At 71.2% G+C, this 24,805-nt stretch carries 21 protein-coding genes and 1 pseudogene; 13 read left to right on the top strand and 9 right to left on the bottom strand.

Annotated features, from left to right (window positions below; genetic code table 11):
* Window positions 1-44: 44 nt before the first annotated feature.
* The 4 genes from FHR33_RS36790 to FHR33_RS36775 all read right to left on the bottom strand — a co-directional run bounded on the left by FHR33_RS36790 (window position 45) and on the right by FHR33_RS36775 (window position 6,641).
* Window positions 45-2,159 carry an acetate--CoA ligase family protein gene (locus FHR33_RS36790; RefSeq protein WP_183657900.1) on the bottom strand — a complete coding sequence of 705 codons (2,115 nt, stop codon included), beginning with the start codon at window positions 2,157-2,159 and terminating at the stop codon, window positions 45-47.
* Window positions 2,159-3,382: a formyl-CoA transferase gene (gene frc, locus FHR33_RS36785; protein WP_183657898.1), complete on the bottom strand. Its 1,224-nt coding sequence runs from the start codon at window positions 3,380-3,382 to the stop codon at window positions 2,159-2,161. The genes FHR33_RS36790 and frc overlap by 1 nt, the downstream gene beginning before the upstream one ends.
* A gap of 9 nt (window positions 3,383-3,391) precedes the next feature.
* A complete protein-coding gene (locus FHR33_RS36780; RefSeq protein ID WP_183657897.1) occupies window positions 3,392-5,056 on the bottom strand; it encodes a thiamine pyrophosphate-binding protein in 1,665 nt (554 codons plus the stop codon).
* Between the two features lie 91 nt (window positions 5,057-5,147).
* Entirely contained in the window at window positions 5,148-6,641 is a 1,494-nt protein-coding gene (locus tag FHR33_RS36775; RefSeq protein WP_312895889.1) for a molybdopterin molybdotransferase MoeA, read from the bottom strand.
* Window positions 6,642-7,043: 402 nt separating this feature from the next.
* Between FHR33_RS36775 and FHR33_RS36770 the strand changes: the two genes are divergently transcribed.
* The 11 genes from FHR33_RS36770 to ligD all read left to right on the top strand — a co-directional run bounded on the left by FHR33_RS36770 (window position 7,044) and on the right by ligD (window position 17,994).
* The gene (locus FHR33_RS36770; RefSeq protein WP_183657893.1) at window positions 7,044-8,015 is read left to right on the top strand and encodes a 2-dehydropantoate 2-reductase; all 972 of its coding nucleotides are present in this window, start codon (window positions 7,044-7,046) and stop codon (window positions 8,013-8,015) included.
* Between the two features lie 43 nt (window positions 8,016-8,058).
* Complete coding sequence (locus tag FHR33_RS36765) at window positions 8,059-9,942, top strand: molybdopterin oxidoreductase family protein (RefSeq protein ID WP_183657891.1); 1,884 nt, start codon at window positions 8,059-8,061, stop codon at window positions 9,940-9,942.
* The gene (locus tag FHR33_RS36760) at window positions 9,942-11,657 is read left to right on the top strand and encodes an NADH-ubiquinone oxidoreductase-F iron-sulfur binding region domain-containing protein (protein WP_183657889.1); all 1,716 of its coding nucleotides are present in this window, start codon (window positions 9,942-9,944) and stop codon (window positions 11,655-11,657) included. The genes FHR33_RS36765 and FHR33_RS36760 overlap by 1 nt, the downstream gene beginning before the upstream one ends.
* 5 nt (window positions 11,658-11,662) lie before the next feature.
* Window positions 11,663-12,496, top strand: coding sequence for a 2Fe-2S iron-sulfur cluster-binding protein (locus FHR33_RS36755; RefSeq protein ID WP_221242337.1), 834 nt, complete (start codon window positions 11,663-11,665; stop codon window positions 12,494-12,496).
* Window positions 12,489-13,328 (top strand): formate dehydrogenase accessory sulfurtransferase FdhD, encoded by an 840-nt coding sequence (gene fdhD / locus FHR33_RS36750; RefSeq protein WP_183657884.1) that lies wholly within the window; start codon window positions 12,489-12,491, stop codon window positions 13,326-13,328. Before FHR33_RS36755 ends, fdhD begins: the two co-directional genes overlap by 8 nt.
* Window positions 13,329-13,423: 95 nt before the next feature.
* Window positions 13,424-14,377 (top strand): metal ABC transporter substrate-binding protein, encoded by a 954-nt coding sequence (locus tag FHR33_RS36745; protein WP_183660513.1) that lies wholly within the window; start codon window positions 13,424-13,426, stop codon window positions 14,375-14,377.
* The gene (locus FHR33_RS36740) at window positions 14,365-15,147 is read left to right on the top strand and encodes a metal ABC transporter ATP-binding protein (protein WP_183657882.1); all 783 of its coding nucleotides are present in this window, start codon (window positions 14,365-14,367) and stop codon (window positions 15,145-15,147) included. The genes FHR33_RS36745 and FHR33_RS36740 overlap by 13 nt, the downstream gene beginning before the upstream one ends.
* Entirely contained in the window at window positions 15,144-15,986 is an 843-nt protein-coding gene (locus tag FHR33_RS36735) for a metal ABC transporter permease (protein WP_183657879.1), read from the top strand. Before FHR33_RS36740 ends, FHR33_RS36735 begins: the two co-directional genes overlap by 4 nt.
* Complete coding sequence (locus FHR33_RS36730; protein ID WP_183657875.1) at window positions 15,983-16,372, top strand: Fur family transcriptional regulator; 390 nt, start codon at window positions 15,983-15,985, stop codon at window positions 16,370-16,372. The genes FHR33_RS36735 and FHR33_RS36730 overlap by 4 nt, the downstream gene beginning before the upstream one ends.
* 112 nt (window positions 16,373-16,484) lie before the next feature.
* Entirely contained in the window at window positions 16,485-17,033 is a 549-nt protein-coding gene (locus FHR33_RS36725; RefSeq protein ID WP_183657872.1) for a CGNR zinc finger domain-containing protein, read from the top strand.
* A 7-nt stretch (window positions 17,034-17,040) separates the two neighbouring features.
* On the top strand, window positions 17,041-17,994 hold the full coding sequence (gene ligD, locus FHR33_RS36720) for a non-homologous end-joining DNA ligase (RefSeq protein ID WP_312895888.1): 954 nt from the start codon (window positions 17,041-17,043) through the stop codon (window positions 17,992-17,994).
* 5 nt (window positions 17,995-17,999) lie between these two features.
* Here ligD and FHR33_RS50935 read toward each other — a convergent pair whose 3' ends face one another.
* From FHR33_RS50935 to recO, 5 genes and pseudogenes are all read right to left on the bottom strand, one after another.
* Window positions 18,000-18,872 carry an alpha/beta fold hydrolase gene (locus tag FHR33_RS50935; protein WP_246452297.1) on the bottom strand — a complete coding sequence of 291 codons (873 nt, stop codon included), beginning with the start codon at window positions 18,870-18,872 and terminating at the stop codon, window positions 18,000-18,002.
* 43 nt (window positions 18,873-18,915) lie between these two features.
* On the bottom strand, window positions 18,916-19,548 hold the full coding sequence (locus FHR33_RS50930; RefSeq protein ID WP_246452296.1) for a hypothetical protein: 633 nt from the start codon (window positions 19,546-19,548) through the stop codon (window positions 18,916-18,918).
* A 172-nt stretch (window positions 19,549-19,720) separates the two neighbouring features.
* A pseudogene (locus tag FHR33_RS53455) lies at window positions 19,721-20,875 on the bottom strand (AfsR/SARP family transcriptional regulator); the annotation flags it as partial.
* A complete protein-coding gene (locus tag FHR33_RS36710; protein WP_183657866.1) occupies window positions 20,872-21,645 on the bottom strand; it encodes an isoprenyl transferase in 774 nt (257 codons plus the stop codon). The pseudogene FHR33_RS53455 and the gene FHR33_RS36710, both read right to left, overlap by 4 nt.
* Window positions 21,642-22,379 (bottom strand): DNA repair protein RecO, encoded by a 738-nt coding sequence (gene recO / locus FHR33_RS36705; protein ID WP_183657864.1) that lies wholly within the window; start codon window positions 22,377-22,379, stop codon window positions 21,642-21,644. The genes FHR33_RS36710 and recO overlap by 4 nt, the downstream gene beginning before the upstream one ends.
* A 118-nt stretch (window positions 22,380-22,497) precedes the next feature.
* Here recO and FHR33_RS52115 point away from each other — a divergent pair, with 118 nt between their 5' ends.
* Both FHR33_RS52115 and FHR33_RS52110 read left to right on the top strand, forming a co-directional pair.
* Window positions 22,498-24,009, top strand: coding sequence for a CDP-alcohol phosphatidyltransferase family protein (locus FHR33_RS52115; protein ID WP_183657862.1), 1,512 nt, complete (start codon window positions 22,498-22,500; stop codon window positions 24,007-24,009).
* Window positions 24,006-24,710, top strand: a complete 705-nt coding sequence (locus FHR33_RS52110) for a DUF5941 domain-containing protein (protein ID WP_183657859.1) — start codon at window positions 24,006-24,008, stop codon at window positions 24,708-24,710. Before FHR33_RS52115 ends, FHR33_RS52110 begins: the two co-directional genes overlap by 4 nt.
* Window positions 24,711-24,805 lie beyond the last annotated feature (95 nt).

Genomic DNA, 24,805 nt, shown 5'->3' with positions numbered 1-24,805 from the left:
AGGTGCGATGGGCCCCCTTCAGCGGCTCGGCTCCAGCCGCCGTCTTACAGCAGTCCTGCGGCGCGCGCCCAGCGGTACTTCGCACCGAGGACCGCGACCGGCTTCTCCGTCGTGTACGGGTAGGCGACCACACCGTGGTCGAACAGGTAGTCGCAGGCCTCCTCGACCTCGGTGTCACCGGCGAGCGAGGCGACGACAGGCTTGACGTTGCCCTTGTCGCGCTCCTCCTGGACGACTTTGGCGATCAGTTCGGCGAAGACCATGGGCGGGGTGACGATCGTGTGCCAGTAGCCGAGGACCAGCGCGTGGATGCGCGGATCGGCCAGGCCGAGGCGGACGGTGTTCTCGTAGGTCGAGGGCGGTTCGCCTCCGGTGATGTCGATCGGGTTGCCCGCCGCGCCGAACGGCGGGATGTGGGCGCGGAAGGCCTGGTCGAGGTCGTCGGGGATGTCCATGAGGGTCAGCCCCGCGTCGACGCAGGCGTCCGAGAGGAGCACGCCGGACCCGCCCGCGCCAGTGATGATCACGACGTTCTCGCCCTGGGGTGTGGGCATCAGCGGCAGCGAGCGCGCGTACTCCAGCATGTCGTTCAGTCCCGGCGCGCGCACGACGCCCGCCTGGCGCAGGATGTCGTCGTAGACCTTGTCGTCGCCGGCCAGCGCGCCGGTGTGCGAGCCCGCGGCCCTGGCGCCCATCGCGGTACGGCCTGCCTTGAGCACGATGACCGGCTTGTGCCTGACCACCCTGCGGGCCGCCTCGACGAACCCGCGCCCGTCCTTGAGGTCCTCCAGGTGCATGGCCACGGCGCGGGTGTTGTCGTCCTGCTCGAAGAAGGTCAGCAGGTCGTCCTCGTCCACGTCGGCCTTGTTGCCGACGCCGACGATCGCCGAGACCCCCATCTTGGTCGTACGGCTGAAGCCCAGGATGGCCATCCCGATGCCGCCGCTCTGCGAGGTCAGCGCCACGCTGCCCTTCACGTCGTACGGCGTGCAGAACGTCGCGCAGAGGTTCTCAGGCGTGTAGTAGTAGCCGTAGATGTTGGGGCCGAGCATGCGCACCCCGTGCCTGGCGGCGATCTCCACGATCTCCGCCTGGCCCTCGACGTTGCCCGTCTCCGCGAAGCCGGAGGGGATCATGATGGCCCCCGCCACGCCCTTCTCCCCCGCCTGCTCCAGCGCGGGAGGGACGAAGGCCGCCGGGATCGCGAACACCGCCACGTCCACGTCGAACGGCACGTCGGCCACGCTCTTGTAGGCCGGCAGCCCCATGATGTCGGTGGCCTTGGGGTTGATCGGGAAGATCTGGCCCCGGTAGCCGCCGTTGATGAGGTTGCGCATGACCGAGTTGCCGATCTTGCCCTGCTCGGCCGAGGCCCCGATCACCGCGACGGAGCGCGGCTTGAAGATCCGCGTCATCTGCTCGAGGATCTTCTCCCTCGGGATGCGCGCCTTCTCCTGCGGCAGCTCGCCGATGAGGAGGCGGACGTCGGCGGCGATGGCCCCGTCCGGCCCGGCGAAGACGGGGTTGAGGTCGACCTCGGTGATCTCGGGGAAGTCGCCGACCAGGGCGCCCACGCGCTCGATCATCGTCGCCAGCGCCTGCCTGCTGGCCGGTCGCGCACCGCGAGCACCTCGCAGCACCTCCGCCGCTCTGATGTCGTCCAGCATCCCGAGTGCATCATCACCCGAAAGTGGGGCAAGTCGGAAGGTCACGTCCTTGAGCACTTCAACCAGGACACCGCCCAGGCCGAACGCGACGACCTTGCCGAAGGTGGGGTCGGTGACCGCGCCGATGATCACCTCGTGCCCGCCCGAGACAAGCTGCTGGATCTGTATACCGTCGACGGTGGCCTGTGGATTGTATGCAGAGGCGTTCGCGAGGATTCGCTCGTAGCCGCTCGCGACCTCCTCCGCGTTCTTGAGGCCGACCAGCACGCCGCCCGCGTCGGTCTTGTGCAGGATGTCGGGTGAGACGATCTTCATGACGACGGGGAAGCCCAGCTCCTCCGCCAGCCGTACGGCCTCGTCCGCGCTCGTGGCCAGGCCCTCGCCCGGGGTCGCTATGCCGTACTCCTGGCAGATCCTCCGCCCCTCCGGGGCGGTCAGCGCCGTGCGGCCCTCCGCCAGCGCCTTGTCCAGGATCTCCCTCGTGGTGCTCACTAGATGACTCCGTTCGTCTTCAGCTCGGCCAGTTCGTCGGCGCTGACGCCGAAGGCTGCGTAGATCTCCTGGTTGTGCTCGCCGAGCAGAGGGGGCGTGCGCACCTCGACAGGCGAGTCCGACAGCTGCAGCGGGCTGCCCACCGTCACGAACTCGCCGCGCTCGGGATGGTCGACGCTGACGACGATGCCCTCCTCGCGCAGGCTGTCGTCCTCGACCAGCTCCTTGGTGGACAGGATCGGACCGCAGGGGATGTTCTCGGCGTTGAGCCTGTCCAGCACCGTCCACTTGTCGTGGGCGCTGCTCCACTCCTCGATGAGCTGGAACATCTTGTCCAGCTTCGGCAGCCGCGCCTCGGGGGTGGCCCACTCGGGGTCGTCGGCCAGCTCGGGCCTGCCGATGATCGCCGACAGCGGCTTCCAGCCGACCGGCTGCACGATCACGTAGATGTAGTCGTTCGGACCGCCCGGCGCGCACCGCACCGCCCAGCCGGGCTGGCCGCCGCCGCTGGCGTTGCCCGAGCGCGGCACCTCCACGCCGAAGGTCCTGTTCGGGTACTCCTTCAGCGGCCCGTGCGCCAGCCGCTGCTGGTCGCGCAGCTTCACCCTGCACAGGTTGAGGACGGCGTGCTGCATCGCGACCTGGACGCGCTGCCCCTTGCCGGTGTTCTCCCGCTGGTAGAGGGCGGCCAGGATGCCCGCGACGGCGTGGATGCCGGTGCCCGAGTCGCCGATCTGGGCGCCGGTGGCCAGCGGTGGGCCGTCCTCGAACCCCGTGGTGCTCATCGAGCCGCCCATGGCCTGGGCGATCACCTCGTACGCCTTGAACCTGGCGTAGCGGCCCGCGCCGAAGCCCTTGATGGAGGCGTAGATGAGGCGCGGGTTGAGCTCCTGCAGGCGCTCCCAGGTGAAGCCCATGCGGTCGACCGCGCCGGGGCCGAAGTTCTCCACCAGGATGTCCGAGCTCTTCACCAGCTCGGTGAACAGCTCCTTGCCCCGCTCGCTCTTCATGTTGAGCGTGATGCTGCGCTTGTTGCAGTTCAGCATCGTGAAGTAGAGGCTGTCGACGTCCGGCACGTCGCGCAGCTGCTGCCTGGTGATGTCACCTGTCGGGGCCTCCAGCTTGACCACGTCGGCGCCGAGCCAGCCGAGCAGCTGGGTGGCCGAGGGGCCTGACTGGACGTGGGTCATGTCGAGGACTCGGACGCCTTCCAGTGCCTTCATCTACGGCTCCTACTTGTACATCGTCTGGTTCATGGTGCCGGGGGCGTAGACCTCCGGATCGACCCACACGTTGATCAGGGACGGCTTGCCCGACTCGCGGGCCCGCTGGAGCGCGGGGGCGATGTCGGCCGGGTCGCGGACCTCCTCGCCGTGGCCGCCGAGGAGCTTGGCGAACTCGTCGTAGCGGACGTCGCCGAGGGTGTTGCCGATGCGGCCGCGGTCCACGCCGTACTTGGCGGCCTGGCCGTACCTGATCTGGTTCATCGAGGAGTTGTTGCCGATGACGCCGATGAACGGCAGGTCGAAGCGGACCATCGTCTCGAAGTCCCAGCCGGTGAGGCTGAAGGCGCCGTCGCCGAAGAGCGCGACGACCTCCTTGTCGGGACGGGCCTGCTTGGCGGCCATCGCGAAGGCGACGCCGACGCCGAGGGTGCCGAGCGGGCCCGGGTCCATCCAGTGGCCGGGCGACTTCGGCTGGACCACCTGCCCGGAGAAGGTGACGATGTCGCCGCCGTCGCCGATGTAGATGGAGTCCTCGGTCAGGAACTCGTTGATCTCGTGGACGAGCCGGTAGGGGTCGATCGGCCGGTCGTCGGAGTGCTGCCTGGGCAGGCGCTTGGCGTAGGCCTGCGTCTCGACCGTGCGCAGCTCCTCGATCCACTCCTTGCGCCTGGCGGCGGCGTTCTGGATGCGTCCGCCGGCGGCCTGCGTGACGGCCGACAGGACGGCGCCCGCGTCACCGACGATGCCCAGGTCGATGTCGCGGTTCTTGCCGACCGTGCGGTAGTCGAGGTCGATCTGGACGACGGTGGCTGTGGGCGAGAGCCGCTTGCCGTACCCCATCCTGAAGTCGAACGGCGTGCCGACGATGATGATCAGGTCGGCCTCGGTGAAGGCGTACCTGCGGCTGAGCTGGAAGTGGTGCGGGTCGCCCGGCGGGAGCGTGCCCCTGCCCGAGCCGTTCATGTAGGCGGGGACGTTGAGCGCGCGGACGAAGTCGATCGCGGCGTCGGTCCCCCTGCAGGTCCATACCTGGGTGCCGAGCAGGATGCACGGCTTCTCGCTGTGGGCCAGTAGGTCGGCCAGGCGCTCGATGGCCTCGGGGTCGCCGGCCTGCTTGGTCGAGGCCCGGTAGTTGGCCGGGATCCGCGCCTTGTCCAGTGGCACCTTGGCGTCGAGCACGTCGCGCGGGATCTCCAGGAACGACGGGCCCGGCGCGCCGTGGTAGCACTCGCGGAAGGCCATCGACACCAGGTCGGCCACCCGCTCGGTGCTCGGCACCGTCGCGGCGAACTTCGTGATCGGGGTCATCATGTCGACGTGCGGGAGGTCCTGCAGCGAGCCCATCTTGTGCTGGCTCAGGGCGCCCTGGCCGCCGATGAGCAGCATCGGGCTCTCGGCGCGGAAGGCGTTGGCCACACCCGTCACCGCGTCGGTGGTGCCGGGGCCCGCCGTGACGACAGCGCAGCCGGGCTTGCCGGTGATCCTGGCGTAGCCGTCGGCGGCGTGCGCCGCGACCTGCTCGTGGCGTACGTCGATCACCTCGATGCCCTCGTCCACGCAACCGTCGTAGATGTCGATGATGTGGCCGCCACAGAGCGTGTAGATGACGTCCACACCCTCCGCCTTGAGCGCCTTGGCCACCAGGTGCCCACCCGAGATCAGTTCCGACATCGTTCACCTTTCCAGAATGCTGTCTTCTCCATACTGCATACCGTATGAGCCTCATGCTTACCCGGCCATCACTGGCCTGTCTAGCCCCTTCTCAATCCGGCAGCTCGAGCAACTCCACCGGCTCGCCATCCCATCCGGGCGGCAGCACGGCCAGCGCATCGGCCATGGCGGCACCCCAGAGCGAGCCGGGCCTGTCGTGCCCCACGGGCACCGCCCCCTTCCCCGACCTGCGGACGGGCACCAGCCGGGTGGTGCTGTGGCGGTGGCCTCGCGGTGCCTGGTGGGCCGCGTGGACCGGCTGCTGGTTCCGGTGGGACGGCGAGGTCGGCGAGGTCGGCGAGGTCGGGGCGGGGGTCACGGCCAGCGTCATGCGCTCGCCGTACTCGTAGCGCTCGCCCTTGAGCAGCGGGACCAGCAGCGTGAGGGCCGCCGCCAGCGCGGCGAACGGATTGCCCGGCAGACCCACCACCAGACGTCCGCAGGGAAGCCTGGCCAGGAGCTGCGGGTGGCCTGGCCGTACGGCGACGCCGTCGACGAGCACCTCGGCGCCCAGGTCGTCGAGAACGGCCCGCAGGTGATCGGCGGGCCCCTTGGACGAGGCGCCGCACACCACCACGATCTCAGCGCCCCCATCCCACCCGACGCGGCCGGCGTCCGCCTTCGGGGCCGACGGACGCCGCGCGCCGGGGTGAGACTGTGTGCGCTCGGCGGGCGCACCTGGAGCACCGCCTCCGAGGGAGGCAGGGGCGCCGTCACCTGGCGGAACGGAGGTCGCGCGATCGGGGACGGCCGGCGGATGGGGCGTGAGGGCGGCACGGAGGGGGGCCGCGCCGTCCGGGATCGTGAGGCGTGGGCCCACGCGCGCCCCCGCCCATGCGATGAGCCCGGGCAGGAAGGGGCCGATGGCGTCGCGCACCCTGCCGGGTTCGGGCAGTCCCTCGCCGATCACCTCGTCGCCCGTCACCAGCACCGCCACCTCGAGACGCCGATGGACGGCCAGCACGTCGTGCCCCAGCGCCGCGGCCAGCCCCAGCACCGCGGGAGTCACCCGCGTTCCCGCGCCGAGCACCACCTCGCCCAGCCCGACGTCCTCACCGCGCCGCCGCACATGCCGTCCCTCCTGCACGACCCCTGCGACCCAGACCCCCTCCTGCTCACCCGAAAGGGTCGGGGAGTCGCGGGTGGGTGGGGCGGGGGCCAGGGGATGGGCGGCCTCGTACGGCAGGACCGACGTCGTCCCCTCGGGCACCGGCGCGCCCGTGGCGATCTCCACCGCGCATCCCGGCTTCAGCACCTCTCCGTGCGCCCGCCCACCGGCGAGCACCCGTCCGAGCACCCGCCACGGCCCCTCCCCCGCGACCGCGTAGCCGTCCATGGCGGACACGTCCGTTCCCGGCACAGGGACGAGCGCCGTCAGCGGCCTGGCCAGCCGACAGCCGCGCGCCGTCGACAGCGGCACCTCCTCCACCGGCGCGGACGGCGACGCGCGCAACGCGATGGCGCGCGCCTCCGCCCACGTCACGTCTCCACCCGACGCCCTGTCCACCCTGCGAACCCCGCCATCCGTCTCCACACGCGACTCCACCCGACGAACCCTGCCACCCACGCCGGAGCCCAGCACCATCCATGGACCCCGGCGACCTGCGTCCAACATCACCTCAGGAAGGCCGAACCACATCCGAGGAAGCCTGCCACCCACGCCCGAGCCCAGCACCCGGGACCCCGGCGACTTGCGTCCACCGTCACCTGAGGAAGGCGAACCTCACCAGGAAGCCTGCCATCAAGACCGGCCCTCTCCCACGGACCGTCCCGCTCCCCGCGATCGGCCCTGACCGCACGCCCGGCACCCGGTGTCCGGATCGGTGCTCGGGCCTGGTTCCTGAACCTTCCCATGCGGGTCCCCGTGCAGGTCATCCTGCCCTCTATTGACCCGAATTTTTCCATACTGTATACCGAATGCACTGTCGACGCGAGAACGGAGCTCGGTATGAAGGTCGCTGTTCTCGGCGCCGGCGCCATCGGCGCGTACGTGGGCGCCGCCCTCCACAGGGGCGGCGCCGAGGTGCATCTCATCGCCAGAGGCGAGCACCTGCGGGCGATACGCGAGGCCGGTGTGCGGGTGCTGAGCCCGAGGGGTGATTTCACCGCCCACCCCCACGCCACCGACGACCCCCGCGAGGTCGGCACGGTGGACCACGTGTTCCTCGGACTGAAGGCCAACTCCTACGCCGCGGCGGGGGCGCTCGTCAGGCCGCTGCTGCACGAGTCCACCACGCTCATCGCCGCCCAGAACGGCATCCCGTGGTGGTACTTCCACGGACTCAAGGGCCCCTACCAGGGTTATCGCATCGAGAGCGTCGATCCGGGCGGAAGCGTCACCGCCGCGCTCCCGCTGGAACGCGCCGTCGGCTGTGTCGTCTACGCCGCGACCGAGATCGAGGAGCCCGGCCTCGTCCGCCACCTCGAAGGCACCCGTTTCTCCATCGGCGAGCCCTCAGGCGAGCTGACCGCCCGCTGCGTCGACTTCAGCGAGGCGATGACCAGGGGCGGCCTGAAGTGCCCCGTGGAGCAGGACCTGCGCAAGGACGTCTGGATCAAGCTGATGGGCAACATCGCCTTCAACCCGATCAGCGCGCTGGCCAGGGCCACCATGGCGGGGATCTGCCGCCACGACGGGGCGAGGGAGCTCGTGGTGGCGATGATGCGCGAGACGGTCGAGGTGGCCAGGAGGGTCGGCTGCGATCCCGGCGTGTCCATCGAGCGCAGGCTGCGGGGAGCGGAGAAGGCGGGCGAGCACAAGACCTCCACGCTGCAGGACCTGGAGAAGGGCAAGCCGCTGGAGCTCGACGTGCTGCTGGCCGCCGTCGTCGAGCTGGCCGACCTGACCGGCGCCGAGGTCCCGACGCTGCGCGCCATCCACGCCGTCAGCGATCTGCTCAACGAGAGCCTCGCGAGTTGACGCTAAAAGACATACCGTAGGCTGTATACAGAATGGAGGGATCATGAGCTATGACCGCCTGACCCATCCACTGGTTCGTGAGGACGGCGTGCTGCGCAGGGCGAGCTGGGACGAGGCCCTCGACGCCGCGGCGCGGGGCTTCCTGCGCAACATCGCCAGGCACGGCCCCGACAGCTTCGCGATGCTGTCGTGCGCCCGCTCGACCAACGAGATGAACTACGTGGGCCAGAAGTTCACCCGCGTCGTCGTCGGCACGAACAACGTGGACTCCTGCAACCGCACCTGCCACGCGCCGAGCGTGGCGGGCCTCTCCGCGGTCTTCGGCAGCGGTGGCGGCACCTCCTCCTACCAGGAGGTCGAGGACACCGATGTGATCATCATGTGGGGTTCGGCCGCCCGCAACGCCCACCCCATCTTCTTCCATCACGTGCTGAAGGCCATCCACAAGGGCGCGCGGATGTTCGCGGTCGACCCCAGGCGCACGGGCACGGCGCAGTGGGCCGACCGGTGGCTCGGCCTGAACGTCGGCACCGACATCCCGCTCGCCCACGCCATCGCTCGGGAGATCATCCACGAGCGGCTGCACAACGAGACGTTCATCAGGCGGGCCACCACCGGGTTCGAGGAGTTCGCCGAGCAGGTCGAGCCCTGGACCCTCAGCGTGGCCGAGCAGGTGACGGGCGTGCCGAAGGAGGCCATCCGCGAGCTGGCGCACGCCTACGCCCGCGCCGACAGGGCCCAGCTGTGCTGGACACTGGGCATCACCGAGCACCACAACGCCACCGACAACGTGCGCGCCCTCATCAACCTGGCGCTGCTGACCGGCCATGTCGGCAGGTACGGCTCGGGCCTTTCCCCGCTCAGAGGCCAGAACAACGTGCAGGGCGGCGGCGACATGGGCGCCATCCCCAACCGGCTCCCCGGCTTCCAGGACATCCTCGACCCCGAGATCAGGCAGCGCTTCGAGAACGCCTGGCAGGTGCCGATCCAGCCCCGCTACGGGCTCAACCTCACCCAGATGCTCGAGGCCATGGCCGAGGGCGAGCTCACCACCTGCTACCTCATCGGCGAGAACCCGGTGCAGTCCGAGGCCGACTCGCTGGCCTGCGTCAAGCGCCTGAGCATGCTCGACCACCTGGTCGTCCAGGACATCTTCCTCACCAAGACCGCCCAGATGGCCGACGTCGTGCTGCCCGCGAGCGCCGCGTGGTGCGAGAGCGAGGGCACCTTCACCAACAGCGAGCGCAGGGTCCAGCGGGTCCGCAAGGCGCTCGACCCGCCGGGCGAGGCCCGCGACGACATCTGGATCATGTGCGAGATCGCCCGCAGGATGGGGCACGACTGGCACTACGACGGCGCGCAGGAGGTGTGGGACGAGCTCAGGAGGCTCTCCCCCGCCCACACCGGCATGACCTACCGGCGGCTGGAGGAGCACCAGGGCATCCAGTGGCCGTGCCCTTCCGAGGACGCGATCGAGCCGCCGTACCTGCACGGCCGCCTCTGGAAGGAGGACCCGGGGCCGCGAGCTCCCTTCGCGGTGCTGGAGCACTCGCCGCCGGTGGACCTGCTCGACGAGGAGTACCCGTTCAGGCTCACCACGGGCCGCCGCCTCGACTCCTACAACACCGGCGTGCAGTCCTCCGGCTTCGCCTCACCGCTGCGCAGGGGCGAGACGATCGAGCTGTGCCCCGAGGACGCGGCCCAGCTGGGCCTGGCCAGGGGCGAGGAGGTCAGGATCAGCTCCAGGCGCGGCACGGTGGTCGCGCCCGTCCACATCGACCCCGCGCTGCGGCCGGGCCTGGTGTTCATGACCATGCACTTCCCCGACGAGGTCGACACCAACGCCCTGACCATCGAGGCCACCTGCCCGATCGCGGGAACGGCCGAGTTCAAGGCGGCAGCCGTACGCATCGAGAAGGTGAGCTAGTGGACCTGCACTTCGGCGACGCCGAGCCGACGGCGGAGGAGAGGGCGGCGGTCGACGCGCTGCTCGGCCCGCCCGTGACCGCGTGGGAGGGCGGCGACCGCACCGAGGCCGACCTGCGCTCGGCCGCGCGGGCCGAGCAGGCCCGCGACCGGTTGCTGCCCGCGCTGCACGCGGTCAACGACAGAGTCGGGTGGATCAGCGAGGGCGCGCTGGCCTACATCTGCAGGCGGCTGACGATCCCTCCCGCCGAGGCGTACGGCGTGGCGAGCTTCTACTCGCTGTTCTCCATGGAGCCGAGGCCCGCCAGGGTGCTGCACGTCTGCACCGACCTGGCCTGCCTGGCCAAGGGCGTGCGCGACGCGGGGGAAGGCGTGGCGAGCCCGTGCCTGGGGCTGTGCGAGCGCGCCCCCGCCGCGCTCGCGCTGGAAGCGGGCCTGCCGCCCAAGGCCACGGTGTACGGCGGAAGCCCGGCCGCCGACGCCACCCCCTACACCGTCGAGCGTCCCGAGCCGCCGGTCGCCGACGCGGTCCCGCAGGCAGGCGGTCAGGGCCTGGTCCTGCTCAGGCGGGTCGGCGTCGTCGACCCCGCCAGCCTCGACGACTACCGGGCCAACGGCGGCTACCAGGCCTTGCGCCGCGCCTTCGAGCTGGGCCCCGCAGGGGTGATCCGCGAGGTCACCGAGGCCGGTCTGGTCGGCAGGGGCGGCGCCGCCTTCCCGACGGGCCGCAAGTGGGACGCGACGGCCCGCCAGCCCGACCAGCCGCACTACCTGGTGTGCAACGCCGACGAGAGCGAGCCCGGCACCTTCAAGGACCGCGTGATCATGGAGGGGGATCCGTACGCGCTGGTCGAGGCCATGACGATCGCCGCCTACGCCACGGGCTGCCGCAAGGGCTACCTCTACATCAGGGGCGAGTACCCGAGGGCCACGGCGGCGCTCGAGACAGCGATCAGGACGGCCAGGGCGCGCGGCATGCTCGGCGCCGACATCCTCGGCCACGGCTTCGCGTTCGACATCGAGCTGAGGAAGGGCGCGGGCGCCTACATCTGCGGCGAGGAGACCGCGATCTTCAACTCGATCGAGGGCTACAGAGGCGAGCCGCGCACCAAGCCGCCCTTCCCCGTGGAGAAGGGCCTGTTCGGCAAGCCCACCGTCGTCAACAACGTCGAGACCCTGGTCAACGTCCTGCCGATCCTGCTGACCGGCGGCTCGGACACCAAGCTGTTCTGCGTCTCCGGCAGCGTCGGCAGGCCGGGCGTCTACGAGCTGCCGCTCGGCACGCCACTGCGCGAGCTGCTCGACCTCGCGCGGCCGGCGGGCAGGCTGAAGGCGGTGCTGCTCGGCGGCGCGGCCGGCTCGTTCGTCACCGACCTGGACGTCCCGCTCAGCTTCGAGGGCACCAGGGCGGCAGGCGCGACGCTCGGCTCGGGCGTGGTCATGGTCCTGGACGAGGAGGTGGACCTGCCCGCCTTCCTCGTCAGGATCGCCGCGTTCTTCCGCGACGAGTCGTGCGGGCAGTGCGTGCCCTGCAGGGTGGGCACCGTACGCCAGGAGGAGGCCCTGCACAGGCTGGGCAGGAGGCGCAGCGACGAGGACCTGGTGCTGCTGCGCGAGGTCGGCCAGACCATGCGCGACGCCTCGATCTGCGGTCTGGGGCAGACCGCGTGGAACGCCGTCGAATCGGCCATCGACCGCCTGGGAGCGTTCAAGTGATCCCTCTGCAGCCACCCCGACGCCTGATCGACGTGGAGGTCGACGGCGAGGCCGTCCGCGTGCCCGAGGGCTCGACCGTCCTCGACGCGTGCCGTACGGCCGGCAAGGACATCCCCACCCTCTGCTACGGCGACACGCTCACCCCGAAGAACGCCTGCAGGGTCTGCGTCGTCGAGGTCGAGGGGTCGAGGACCCTCGCGCCCGCCTGCTCCAGGAAGGCGGAGGCCGGGATGGTCGTCGGCACCGACACCGCCAGGGCCAGGCACAGCCGCAAGGTGGTACTGGAGCTGCTGGCCTCCTCCACAGACCTGTCGACGACGCCGATGGCCAAGGAGTGGATGGCCGACTACGGCGCGGATCCGGCGCGTTTCGGCGAGGAGGCCGCGACCGTCGCCCAGCCACCCAAGGTGGACAACGACCTCTATGTCCGCGACTACGGCAAGTGCATCCTCTGCTACAAGTGCGTGGACGCCTGCGGCGAGCAGTGGCAGAACAGCTTCGCGATCAGCGTCGCGGGCAGGGGCTTCGACGCGACGATCTCCACGGAGTTCGACGTGGCGCTCACCGACTCGGCCTGCGTCTACTGCGGCAACTGCGTCGAGGTGTGCCCCACGGGGGCGCTGTCGTTCAAGACCGAGTTCGACATGCGGGCCGAGGGCACCTGGGACGAGTCGGAGCAGACCACCACGACGACGATCTGCAGCTACTGCGGCGTGGGCTGCAACCTCACGCTGCACGTGCAGGACAACAAGATCGTCAAGGTCACGTCGCCGCACGACAACCCGGTCACCCACGGAAACCTCTGCATCAAGGGACGCTTCGGCTACGGCTATGTCTAGGACAAAGAAACGCCAGATACTGCACGTCAAGGCGCACGTCTCGACCCGGAGGCGCGACTCGCTGGCCGCCGAGGAGCCCCTGGAGATCAGGGTCGGCGGCCAGGCGCTCACCGTCACCATGCGCACGCCGGGCGACGACTTCGACCTCGCCGCGGGATTCCTGGTGAGCGAGGGCACGCTCGCCTCGTCAGAGGACATCTCGACCATGCGACACTGCGCGGACCTCGAGACCTACAACGTCCTCGACGTACGGCTCGCGCCGGGCGTCGAGGCACCTGAGGCGCGCAACTTCTCCACCACCTCCTCCTGCGGCGTCTGCGGCAAGGCCTCGCTCGAGGCCGTCCGCACGGTGGCCAGGTGGAGCGCCCGCGACGACCCCGCGCGGATCGGCAGCCATGTTCTGAGAGAGCTGCCCGACCGGTTGAGGTCCGCCCAGCGGGTCTTCGACAGGACGGGCGGGTTGCACGCGGCGGGCCTGTTCAGCCTCGAGGGCGAGGCGCTGTGCGTCCGCGAGGACGTCGGCAGGCACAACGCCGTCGACAAGCTGGTCGGCTGGGCGCTGCGCGAAGATCGCCTGCCGCTGTCGGGGACCGTGCTGATGGTCTCGGGGCGGGCCTCCTTCGAACTGGTGCAGAAGGCGGTCATGGCCGGGATCCCCGTCCTCGCCGCGGTGTCCGCGCCCTCCTCCCTCGCGGTGGAGCTGGCGGCGGAAGAGGGGCTGACGCTCATCGGTTTCCTGAGAGGCGACTCGATGAACGTCTACTCCGGCGAGCACCGGCTCACCCTGACGGGCTCGGGCCACGGCTCGGCCAGGGCCGCGACGTCAGGGTGACAGGGATGCCGGTCGGCGCGCGAGCCCCCTGCCGTCGCCGGCATCCCGAGGGATTTTGACAACCATTTTCATTCTGGGTCATACTTGTGGGCGTGATGCCCTATAAAGCCCGATTCCTCTCGCTCCTGGCCGGCGGCGTGCTGCTGGCCACCACCGCCGCGTGCGGGTCAGGCGCCGCGCAGACCGCCGCCGCGCCCGGCGGGGCCGCCGGCGACAAGCCCACCGTCGTGGCAGCCTTCTACCCGCTGCAGTGGCTCACCGAGCAGATCGCCGGCCAGGACGTCACGGTCCAGACGCTGACCGCGCCGGGTGTGGAGCCGCACGACCTCGAGCTCACCCCGCAGCAGGTCGCCGGCGTCGGCGGGGCCACGATGACCGTCTACATCAAGGGCCTGCAGCCCGCCGTGGACGAGGCGGTCGAGCAGAACGGCGCCGACAAGGGGTTCGACGCGGCCGCCGTCGTACAGACCCTGCCCGCGCACGCGGAGGAGGAGCCGGAGGGCGGCGAGGCGGCCCACGAGCACGAGCACGAGGTCTCCTACGACCCGCACCTGTGGCTGGACCCGAGCCGCTTCGCCGGCGTGGCCACCAAGCTGAGCGAGCGGCTGGCCGAGGCCGACCCCGCGCACGCCCAGGACTACAAGGAGCGCGCCGCCAAGACCGTCGCCGCGCTCGGCGCACTCGACCAGGAGTTCACCAAGGGGCTCGCCACCTGCTCCACCAGGTCGATCGTGACCGCGCACGAGGCGTTCGGCTACCTGGCCAACCGCTACAAGCTCAAGCAGGTCGGCATCTCGATCGATCCCGAGGCCGAGCCCTCCCCCGCCCGCATCGCGGAGGTGGCCAAGGTCGCCAAGGCCGAGAAGGTCACTACCATCTTCACTGAGGCCCTCGTCAGCACCAAGGTCGCCGAGGTCCTCGCCACGGAGGTGGGGGCGAAGACAGCGGTGCTCGACCCCATGGAGAGCCAGCCGTCCGGCGGTGACTACCTGTCGGCGATGCGTGGCAACCTCACCACCCTGCGAACCGCACTGGGATGCACAGCGTGACAGCAGTCTTCGACATGACCGGCGGCCAGGTGAGCCTGGACCGCCGGTCTGTGCTTCGCGGCGTCGATCTGACCATCTGCGCGGGCGAGGTCGTGGCCGTGCTCGGAGCCAACGGCTCGGGCAAGTCCACCCTGATCAGGGCCCTTCTCGGCCTCACCCCGCTGTCCGGCGGGCAGACCCTCCTGTACGGCAGGCCGCCCGCGAGATTCCGCGAGTGGTGGCGCGTCGGCTACGTGCCCCAGCGCCTGCAGATCGGCGGCGGCGTGCCCGCCACCGTGCGCGAGGTCGTGGCCTCGGGCCGGATCGCCCGCCAGCGCCGCCTGCGCCCGACCACCGAGGCCGACAGGCAGGCCGTGGAGCGCGCGCTGGAGGCGGTGTCGCTGGCCGACAGGGCGGGCGACTCGGTGCAGAACCTCTCGGGCGGCCAGCAGCAGCGGGTGCTCATCGCCCGCGCGCTCGCCGGTGAGCCCGACACCTACGTGATGGACGAGCCCACCGCCGGCGTCGACGCCGACAGCCAGCACCTGCTCGCCGACACCCTCTCCGCCCTGGTGCGCGACGGCAGGACGATCGTGCTGGTCGCCCACGAGCTCGGCCCCCTGGAGCCGATCATCACCCGCGGCATCCTGATCCGCGACGGCGTGATCGCCCACGACGGCGTGCCTCCCAGGCCTGAGGGCGAGTGCGCCAAACCCGGTCACGAGCACGTCCACCCGCACGCCGAGGAGCCCGTCACGGGCCCGCTGGCGGGATGGAGGGCCGAGGCGTGATCGAGATCCTCCAACTGCCCTTCATGCAGCGCGCGGTGATCGCTGCGCTGCTGGTCGGGCTCTGCGCGCCGCTCGTCGGCACCTTCATCGTCCAGCGCCGCCTCGCCCTGCTCGGTGACGGCATCGGGCACGTGGCGCTCACCGGCGTCGCGCTCGGCTTCCTGACGGGCACCGCCCCCGTGCTGACCGCCGTCCTGGTCTCGGTCATCGGGGCCGTCGCCATCGAGCTGGTGCGGGCGCGCGGCCGTACGAGCGGGGACGTGGCGCTCGCGCTGCTGTTCTACGGCGGCATCGCGGGCGGCGTGATGCTGATCTCCATCGCTCCTGGCGGCAGCAACGCCAAGCTGACCTCCTACCTGTTCGGCGCCATCGCCAGCGTCACGGCCGAGGATCTGTGGGTCATCGGCGCGCTGGCCGTCGCCGTGATCGCGATGGTGGTGGTCTTCGGCAGGGAGCTGTTCGTGCTCTGCCAGGACGAGGAGGTGGCCAAGGCCAGCGGCCTGCCGGTGCGCTTCCTCAGCCTGCTCATCGCGGTGACGGCGGCGCTCACGGTCGTGATCGCCATGCGCGTGGTGGGGCTGCTGCTGGTGAGCGCGCTCATGGTGATTCCGGTGGCCACGAGCCAGCAGTTCACCAGGGGATTTCGCGCCACGATGCTGCTGTCGATGGTCTTCGGCGTCATCGCCGCCGTGGGAGGGCTGCTGAGCTCGACATTCTCCGTTAAGGTGCCCCCTGGCGCAGCCATCGTCCTTCTCGCTCTCGCCGGCTTCGTGCTGGCCCTCGTGGTCGGTAGATTCGTACGGCGAGGCCGAGGCCGAACCCGGGAGAGCCACTCATGACCAATCGACGCGACGCTGTCCACGACACCCTTCGCAGAAGCGAAGGTTTCCGCAGCGCGCAGGACGTCTACGCGGAAATGCGTTCCGACGGCGCCAAGATCGGCCTCACCACGGTCTACAGGGCGCTCCAGGCGCTGGCCGACGGAGGCAAGGTCGACGTGCTGCGCACCGACGACGGCGAGTCGGTCTACCGCGCCTGCGCCAGCGGCGACCATCACCACCACCTCGTCTGCCGCCGCTGCGGCCGTACGGTGGAGGTGGCGGGGCCCGACGTCGAGCGCTGGGCCGAGGCCGTCGGCGCCGAGCACGGCTTCACCGACGTCACCCACACCGTGGAGGTCTTCGGCACCTGCGCCTCCTGCTCGGCGGCGGTGCGCGCCTCCTAGCGCGCCGGATCACCCGCCCGTACGGCGATGTGCGCCTTCGTAAGGCCCCCCGGACTCCGTCCGGGAGATACGCTGTGGCCCCACGCTGCAGTAGGCCAAGACAGGAGCCAACATGCCGTTTGGCCATGACATGGTGTATTCGCTGGCCACGGTCGTCGATCTGGTGAACACCTCTCCCTCGACCGGCGGAGACGAGGGCCTGGCCGACCTCGACGATCTCGCCGAGTTCGTCAGGGCCCGCCAGGTCAGCGGCATCGAGGCCCTCACCCCGCGCGACCTCGGGCAGGTGCGCATGCTGCGGGAGGACTTCCACCGTGTCTTCACCGCCACCGACCAGGCGAACGCCGTGCGGCTGCTCAACACGCTGCTCGCCGACACCAGGATCACGCCCAGCCTGACCGAGCACGACGGTCATCCGGTCCACATGCACTACTTCGCCCCCGACGCCTCGCTGGCCGAGCACCTGGCGGCCGACTGCGGGATCGCGCTGGCCCACCTGCTGGTCGAGGGCGAGTGGGAGCGGCTGCGCACCTGTTCGGCGCCCGGCTGCGCCAGGGTCTTCGTCGACGAGTCGCGCAACAGGTCCAGGGTCTACTGCGACAGCCGCACCTGCGGCAATCGCATGCATGTCGCCGCATACCGGGCCAGGCGCAGGGCATGATGATCCGGTGAGCACCGACGAGGTCAGGGACGACGTCGCCCTGACCAATCTCGACCAGCCGCTCTTCGACGACGCGGGCGCGACCAAGCGCGACCTGGTCGACTACCTCGACGCCGTGCGCGACCGCATGATCCCCGCGCTGCGCGGCCGTCCGCTGTCGGTGGTCAGGGTCCGGCAGGGCCAGGCGCCCTTCATGCAGAAGAACGTCCCGACCTACGCCCCCTCGTGGATCGCCACGGTCACGCTCTGGGCCGAGACCTCGCGGCGGGAGGTCTCCTACGCCCTGTGCGACGACCGCAAAACCCTGCTGTGGTTCGCCAACCAGCGGGCGGTGGAGTACCACCCCACGCTGATGCGCGCGGACAACAGGGAGCACCCCACGCACCTGGTGCTCGACCTCGACCCGCCGGCCGGTGACGCCTTCCCCTCCGTGGTCGGCGCCGCCCACCTGGTCCGCCAGGCGCTGGCCGACTCCGGTCTCGCCGGCGCGGTCAAGACCAGCGGCGCCAAGGGCCTGCACGTCTTCGTCCCACTGATCGACGGTCTTGCGACGCCCGACGTGGCGGCCGCCACCCGCGCCCTGGCCGCCAGGGCCGAGCGGCTCGACCCCGCCCTCGCGACCACCGCCTTCATCAGGGAGGACCGCGAGGGCAAGGTCTTCCTCGACTCCACCCGAGCGGGTGGGGCGACGGTCGTGGCGGCCTACAGCCCGCGCGTCAGACCGGGCGTCCCCGTGTCGTTCCCCGTGGCGTGGGACGACCTCGACCGCGTGACACCCGGCGACTTCACCGTGCGCACCGCCGTGGGCCTGCTCGGCGACGGCGATCCGTGGGCCGAGCTGATGCCCGCTGCGCAGGCGCTGCCCGACGACCTCGTGGCCGAGGGTCACACCATCCCCATCGCCAGGGTGGCCGCCATGCACGAGGGCAAGCGCCGCGCCAGGGCCGCCCGCAAGGGTTAGCCGGCTCAGCGGGCGAGCAGCGCCCGCAGGGCGGTCGTGACCGTCTCGGGGCTCTCCTCCGCGACGAAGTGCCCTGTCGTGATCGTCCGGTGCTCCAGGTCGGCCGCCCACTCCCGCCACAACCCCACCGCGTCGTACGGCAGGACGTCGCCCCAGTCCTGCTGCAGCACGGTGACCGGCATGCCGAGGCGGTTGCCCGCCGCCCTGTCCGCCTCATCGTGCGCCTTGTCGACGGTGGCGCTGGCGCGGTAGTCGGCGACGATCGAGGGGATCGCCTCCCTCGACGCCTTGAGGTAGGCGGCCCGCACGTCCGGGGGGATCGCGTCGGGGTCCCTGGTCCACAGGTCGAGGAAGTGGCCGAAGAACAGGTCGGGGGCCGCGGCGATCAGCTGCTCGGGCAGCCCCGGCGGCTGGGCCATCAGATACAGGTGGAAGCCGATCGCGCCCAGGGTGCCGCGCATGACCTCCCACATGTCGAGGGTGGGCAGCACGTCGAGGGCGGCCAGATGGGTGATCGTCGCGGGATGGTCCATGGCCGCTCTGAAGGCGACCAGCGCGCCCCTGTCGTGACCGGCCAGCGCGAAGCTGTCGTGGCCGAGCGCCGCCGCCATGGCGACGATGTCGTCGCCCATCCTGCGCTTGGAGTAGGTCTCGCCGTCCTGGTCGGCGGGCTTGTCGCTGTCGCCGTACCCTCGCAGGTCGGGCACGAGCACGGTGTGGTCGACGGCCAGGTCCGCGGCGACGTGCCGCCAGATCAGGTGGGTCTGCGGGAAGCCGTGCAGGAGCACGATGGGCGGCCCCGAGCCCGCCATGGCGACGTTGAGCGCGATGTCGCCGTCCACGGCGACACGGGAGTAGTCGAATCCGGAGATCTGCATGCCGTCGATGCTGCACGGGCGCGATTGAATCCGGCATGAGCGCTCATATACGCAGCGCCGCCATGGCCTCCTCTGTCGCCGGGTCGCCCTCGCCGAGCGCGATCAGCCCGCGGACCAGCGCCTCCTGGGAGTCGCCGCCGCCCACCTCGCACAGCGCGCGGGCGACGGCGAGCGTGCTGCCCTGCCTGCGGCGCGGCAGGGGCTCGCCCTCGTGCCTGCGCAGCGTGCCCACCAGGCAGGCGGCCTCCTCCGCCAGCCACGCGCCGGCCTGAGGGGAGCCGTCCCTGCTGGCGGCGGCAGCGGCGCGCACCTGCCGGAGCCAGTCGCCCGTCAGCCTGGCCAGCGCCTCGTCGCGCTCCTCGTCGGCCACCTTGCTGCGCGCGAAGACCCTCAGCAGGTCGTGGTAGCGGTAGCGGCCGGGCGCGGGCGATTCGAGCAGGTTGAGGTCGACCAGCGACTCGCACAGCGGCTCGGGGTCGTCCACGCCGAGGACGACGGCGGCGACGCGCAGGGTGAGATCGGGCGCGTCGGCGACGGCCAGCAGCCTGAAGGCCCGCGCCTGCTCGGCGGCGAGCTGGTCGTATCCGAGGTCGAAGGTGCGCTCCACCGCCAGGTCGCCGATCGCCAGCTCGGCCAGCCTCCGCTCGCCCGCGACCTTGTCGCGAAGGACCGCCACGTTCCAGCCGGGGCCTGGCCGCCAGGCGCGCGGCGGCGATCCGTACGGCCAGCGGCAGGAACGCGCACGCCTCGGCCACCGCGACGGCGGCCTCGGGCTCGGCGGCGATCCTGGCCCTGCCCGCGACGGCGCCCAGCAGGCTGAGCGCCTCGGGCCTGGTCAGCACGTCGAGGTCGTGCGTGCGGGCTCCGGCGAGGGCGGCCAGCCTGGAGCGCCCCGTGACGATCACCGCGCACTGCGAAGTGCCCGGGAGCAGCGGCCTGACCTGTGCCTCCGACGCCGCGTTGTCGAGCAGGACCAGCATCCTGCGGCCGTCGAGCAGCGAGCGGTAGAGGGCGGCCCTGTCGGCGAGGCCGGCGGGCGGGCCGCCGACGCCGAGCGCGCCGAGGAGCCTTTCCAGCGCGTCGGCCGGATCCATAGGGTCGCTGCCTCCGCGCAGGTCGATGGCCAGCTGGCCGTCGGGGAAGCGGCCCCTGACCCGGTGGGCCACCCGTACGGCGAGCGCGGTCTTGCCGACGCCGCCGATGCCCGCGATGACGTGGACGGGCAGGGCGGCGCCGGGGGCCAGCTCGGTGGCCAGCGCCTCGACCAGTTCGGCCCTGCCGGTGAAGTCGGCGAGATCGGCGGGCAGCTGGGCGGGCCGCACGGCCGTCCTCGGAGGGGGAAGCTCACCCCCCAGGACGCGCAGGTGCAGCTCCGACAGCTCTGGCGAGGGGTCGATGCCCAGCTCGTCGCTCAGGAGCGCGCGCAGGTCGGAGTAGACGGCCAGCGCCTCGGCCTGCCGTCCCGACCTGTGCAGGGCGAGCATGAGCAGGGCGCTCAGCCGTTCGCGCAGCGGGTGGGCAGCCACCAGCGCGCGCAGCTCGGCCACCGCCTCGGCGTGCAGGCCCGCCTCGAGGTCGGCCTCGACGGCGCGTTCCAGCACCGTCAGGCGGCGCTCCTCCAGCCTGGCGCGCTGCGCGGCGGCGTAGCCGCCCTCGAGCCCCGCCAGCGCCTCGCCGCGCCACAGCGCCAGCGCCTCGCGCGGCCTGCCCGCCGCCAGCGCCTCGAACTCCTCCGCGTCGGTGGTGACCCCGCTCAGCGCGTATCCGTCACCGACCAGGGTGATCGCTCCAGGCGGGAGCACGGCCCTCAGCCTGGAGGCGTAGGTGCGCAGCACGTTGAGCGCGGTGCGGGGCGGGTCGTGCTCCCACAGCGCGTCGAGGAGGGTGTCCCTGCTCAGCGCCCTGCCGCCGGCCAGCGCGAGGGCCGCCAGCAGCAGGCGTTGCCTGGCCCCGCCGAGGTCGGTGTCCCCCGCGCGGACCTGGCCGAGCAGCTGGAGCCTCATACCTGGTTGGGCACCGCCCCGCCGTAGCGCCTGTCGCGCTTGGCGAAGATCTCGCAGGCCTCCCACAGGTCCCTGCGGTCGAAGTCGGGCCAGAGCCTGTTGAGGAAGACCATCTCGGCGTAGGCCGACTGCCACAGCAGGAAGTTGGAGAAGCGCTGCTCGCCCGACGAGCGGACGAACAGGTCGACCTCGGGGATGTCGGGCTCGTCGAGGTAGCGGGCGAAGACCTTCTCGTTGACCTTGCCGGGCTTGACCCTGCCCGCCGCGATGTCCTGCGCGAGCCTGACCGCGGCGTCGACGATCTCGGCCTGCCCTCCGTAGTTGACGCAGAACTGCAGGGTGAGCGTGCGGTTGTTCCTGGTCATCTCCTCGGCGTCCTGCAGCTCGGAGATGACGCTCTTCCACAGGCGGCCCGGCCTGCCCGCCCATCGCACCCGCACGCCCATCGCGTGCAGCTCGTCGCGGCGGCGGCGGATCACGTCGCGGTTGAAGCCCATGAGGAAGCGCACCTCGTCGGGCGAGCGCTTCCAGTTCTCGGTGGAGAAGGCGTAGGCGCTCAGATAGGGGACGCCCAGCTCGATCGCGCCCTCGATGACGTCGAAGAGCGACGCCTCGCCTGCCTTGTGCCCCTCGGTCCTCGGCAGGCCGCGCTGCTTGGCCCAGCGGCCGTTGCCGTCCATGACGATCGCGACGTGCCTGGGGACCAGGTCACGCGGGATGGCGGGAGGGACCGCTCCGGACGGGTGCGGCGCGGGGGGACGGACGTTCAACGTGCTGGCTCCCTTTCAACATGGCGGAGAGAACGAATGCCGTGCTCGAGGTGCCACTGCAGGTAGGCGGCGACCAGACCGCTGCACTCGTTGCGGTGGCGGGCCTGGGAGGCGTCGGCGGCGGTCCAGTCTCCGCGCAGCAGCGCCGTCATCAACGCCAGGGTCTCCCCCGCGGGGACGGCGGCGCCCGCGGGACGGCACGCCCCGCACACCGCCCCGCCCGCGACGATCGCGAACGCCCTCACCGTGTCGGCCCTGCACCTGGCGCACTCCTGCAGGGCGGGGGCGTATCCGGCCACGGCGAGCGAGCGCAGGAAGTAGGCGTCGAGCACCAGGCGGGCCTCGTGGCTGCCGTCGCCCAGTGTGCGCAACCCGCCCACCAGCAGCAGGAACTGCTTGAGCGCAGGCTCCTTCTCGCCCTGGATGAGGCGGTCGGCCGTCTCGAGCATCGCGCTGCCGGCCGTGTAGCGGGGGTAGTCGTGGGCCAGCGCCTCGCCGTACGGGTGGATGGTCTCGGCCTGCGTGACCACGTCGAGCGTGCGGCCCACGTGCAACTGCAGGTCAACATGGGTAAAGGGCTCGAGCCTCGCGCCGAATCTCGAGGTGGTGCGGCGCACGCCCTTGGCCACCCCTCGCACCTTGCCCGTGCGCTTGGTGAGGAGCGTGACGATCCTGTCGGCCTCGCCCAGCTTCTGCGTGCGCAGGACGACGCCCTCGTCACGGTAGAGACTCACCCGTCCAGTCTAGGGTGAGCGTCGGGTGGCCCGGCTTTGCCGAACTCTCACTAGACTTTGACGACTGCCCCTGGTTTACCAGTTGTTCCGCCCCCCGCAACCGCCTCGAAAGGGTGACATGACCCGCGTGGTCCTGCTGGGCTCTTCGCCCGGCCCCGACACCGCTCCGACCGGCCTCCGGCTGGCCGCGCTGCCCGGCGCGCCCACCGTGGGCGAGCGCCTGCGCACCCAGGCCCTCTCGCTCGACCCCCAGGCCGCCACGATCGAGCGCACCGATCTCGCCACCGCCCTGCGCGCCCTCGCCGAGGTGGCCGACGCGGCCCAGGAGAGCATGCTGCTCCTGCCGGTCAACTCGGTCATCCACGACGAGCTGATCTACCAGATCACCAAGGCCAAGCGCGGCGCCATCGCGCTCGTGGCCAAGGAGCCGCGGCCGGAGGACGAGAACGGCGACAAGATCGTCCCCGACGTCCCGATCGACGAGGCGCAGCCGGAGATCGGCGCCAACAGCCTCGAGGGGCTCATGGTCCGCGCGCGCGTGGGCAAGTCGAGGATCATCTCGGTCGGCACCGCGCACCACGCCGTCACCCGGCCCAACGCCATCCTGCTCGGTCCGCTGCACCTGAGCGCCCGCAACGCCCCCGTGCTCGCCGAGGCCTGCCGCGAGCTGGCCGACCTCGCCCACCTGTTCGGTCCCGAGGACGACCTGGTCCAGCTGATCGTCTTCGCGCTGGTCCGCAAGGGCGTCTCCGTCGGCATCCGCGGCCGCCGCGACCTGTTCTACCGCAGGATCACCACGCAGGCGGAGGCCACCGAGGCCGCGACCGAGATGTCCGGCATGGACGAGGACCGCGCCAGGCTCAACAACGCGGTCAAGGGCGCCGACGGCTTCTTCACCACCTACTTCGTCAGCACCTACTCCCGTTTCATCGCCCGCTGGGCGGCCAGGCGCGGCCTGACGCCCAACCAGGTCACGCTGATCTCCATCGCGCTCGGCGTGGCGGCGGCCGCCTGCTTCGCCACGGGCGAGCGGCTCGGCATGGTCGCCGGCGGCGTGCTGATCTACTTCGCCTTCGTCTTCGACTGCGTCGACGGCCAGGTCGCCCGCTACGCCCGCAAGTTCGGCGTGCTCGGCGCGTGGCTCGACGCGACCTTCGACCGGTTCAAGGAGTACGTCGTCTTCGCCGGTCTCGCCATCGGCTACGTCGTGGCGGGGCACAGCGACGACATCTGGATCCTGGCGCTGGCCGCACTGGCCCTGCAGTCGGTCAAGCACCTGCTCGACTTCTCCTTCGGCGCCGCCAACCGGCGCAAGCCGCCCTCCCCGCTGCCCACCACCCCGCTCACCGCGCCCGACGACCGCGACCTGCGCAAGGCGCTCGAACGGCGCAAGGTCGAGCGCAGCAGCGGCATCCGCGGCGTGCTGAAGATGTGGAGCAAGGCGGGCAAGTTCCGCGCCGTCTACTGGGCGCGCAAGATGGTCGTCTTCCCCATCGGCGAGCGGTTCGCGGCCATCGCGATCACCGCCGCCCTCTTCGACGCCCGGGTCACCTTCATCACCCTGCTGATCTGGGGCAGCGTCGCCGCCGCCTACACCGCCACCGGACGCGTCATGAGGTCGCTCGCATGATCACTCAGCCGCAGGCCAGCGCCGCCGCCGCTCCCGACCCCGACGAGGAGCGCCGCAGAATCCAGACCGCGAGGCTGCTCGCCTACCGCGACGACGGTCCCCTGGTCCACGCCGTAGCCCCCCGGCTCGGCAAGGGCCTGCCGCCCGTCGCCACCCTCCTGGTCACGTTGCTCGCCACCATCGCGGTGGCGCTCGCGGGGCTGTCCCCGCTCATCTCGGTGGCCATCATGGTCGTGCTGGTCCTGCCCACCGCGGCCAGCGACCACCTCGGACGCCTCGACTGGCTGGTGCCGCCGATCCTGCGCGGCACCGAGTTCCTCGCCGTCATCCTCATCGGCCTGAGCCACGACGCGCCCAAGTGGCTGCTGTTCGTGCTGCTGTACGTGGTCGGCTACCACACCTACGACACCGTCTACCGCACGCGCCAGAGCATCTGGCCACCCACCTGGGTGTTCATGGCGGGTCTCGGCTGGGAGGTGCGCCTGCTGATCATCGCCGCGGGCGCGGCGCTCGGCGTCCTGACCCCCGTGCTGTACGCCCTGACCGCGTACCTGCTGGTGCTGTTCGCGGTCGAGAGCGTGACCAGCTGGGTACGGCTGGACAAGGCCTCGGCCCAGGCCAGCGCCGACGCCGAGCAGGACCTCGAGGCCTCTCCCGAGGATGCGCTGGAGCAGGCGACGGGCGAGGCCGAGAAGGCCTGACCCCCACAACAGGCGCTTCCGCTCGGGGCGCGCTCCGCTCGGCACGCACTGTGCTCGGGACGCGCTCGGCACACGCTCCGCTCGGCACACGCTCC

The sequence above is a fragment of the Nonomuraea dietziae genome, from assembly GCF_014195505.1.
Classification (GTDB): domain Bacteria; phylum Actinomycetota; class Actinomycetes; order Streptosporangiales; family Streptosporangiaceae; genus Nonomuraea; species Nonomuraea roseola.
The sequence above is the reverse complement of the archived record's forward strand: the minus strand, read 5'-3'. Positions and strand labels throughout refer to the sequence as shown.

Coding starts and splice junctions, on each gene's coding strand:
- FHR33_RS52115 (WP_183657862.1), top strand. CDS start 22,498: ATGACCCGCGTGGTCCTGCTGGGCTCTTCGCCCGGCCCCGACACCGCT.
- FHR33_RS36745 (WP_183660513.1), top strand. CDS start 13,424: ATGCCCTATAAAGCCCGATTCCTCTCGCTCCTGGCCGGCGGCGTGCTG.
- FHR33_RS36765 (WP_183657891.1), top strand. CDS start 8,059: ATGAGCTATGACCGCCTGACCCATCCACTGGTTCGTGAGGACGGCGTG.
- FHR33_RS36770 (WP_183657893.1), top strand. CDS start 7,044: ATGAAGGTCGCTGTTCTCGGCGCCGGCGCCATCGGCGCGTACGTGGGC.
- FHR33_RS50935 (WP_246452297.1), bottom strand. CDS start 18,872: ATGCAGATCTCCGGATTCGACTACTCCCGTGTCGCCGTGGACGGCGAC.
- frc (WP_183657898.1), bottom strand. CDS start 3,382: ATGAAGGCACTGGAAGGCGTCCGAGTCCTCGACATGACCCACGTCCAG.
- FHR33_RS36780 (WP_183657897.1), bottom strand. CDS start 5,056: ATGTCGGAACTGATCTCGGGTGGGCACCTGGTGGCCAAGGCGCTCAAG.
- FHR33_RS36740 (WP_183657882.1), top strand. CDS start 14,365: ATGCACAGCGTGACAGCAGTCTTCGACATGACCGGCGGCCAGGTGAGC.
- FHR33_RS36730 (WP_183657875.1), top strand. CDS start 15,983: ATGACCAATCGACGCGACGCTGTCCACGACACCCTTCGCAGAAGCGAA.
- FHR33_RS52110 (WP_183657859.1), top strand. CDS start 24,006: ATGATCACTCAGCCGCAGGCCAGCGCCGCCGCCGCTCCCGACCCCGAC.
- FHR33_RS36725 (WP_183657872.1), top strand. CDS start 16,485: ATGCCGTTTGGCCATGACATGGTGTATTCGCTGGCCACGGTCGTCGAT.
- fdhD (WP_183657884.1), top strand. CDS start 12,489: ATGTCTAGGACAAAGAAACGCCAGATACTGCACGTCAAGGCGCACGTC.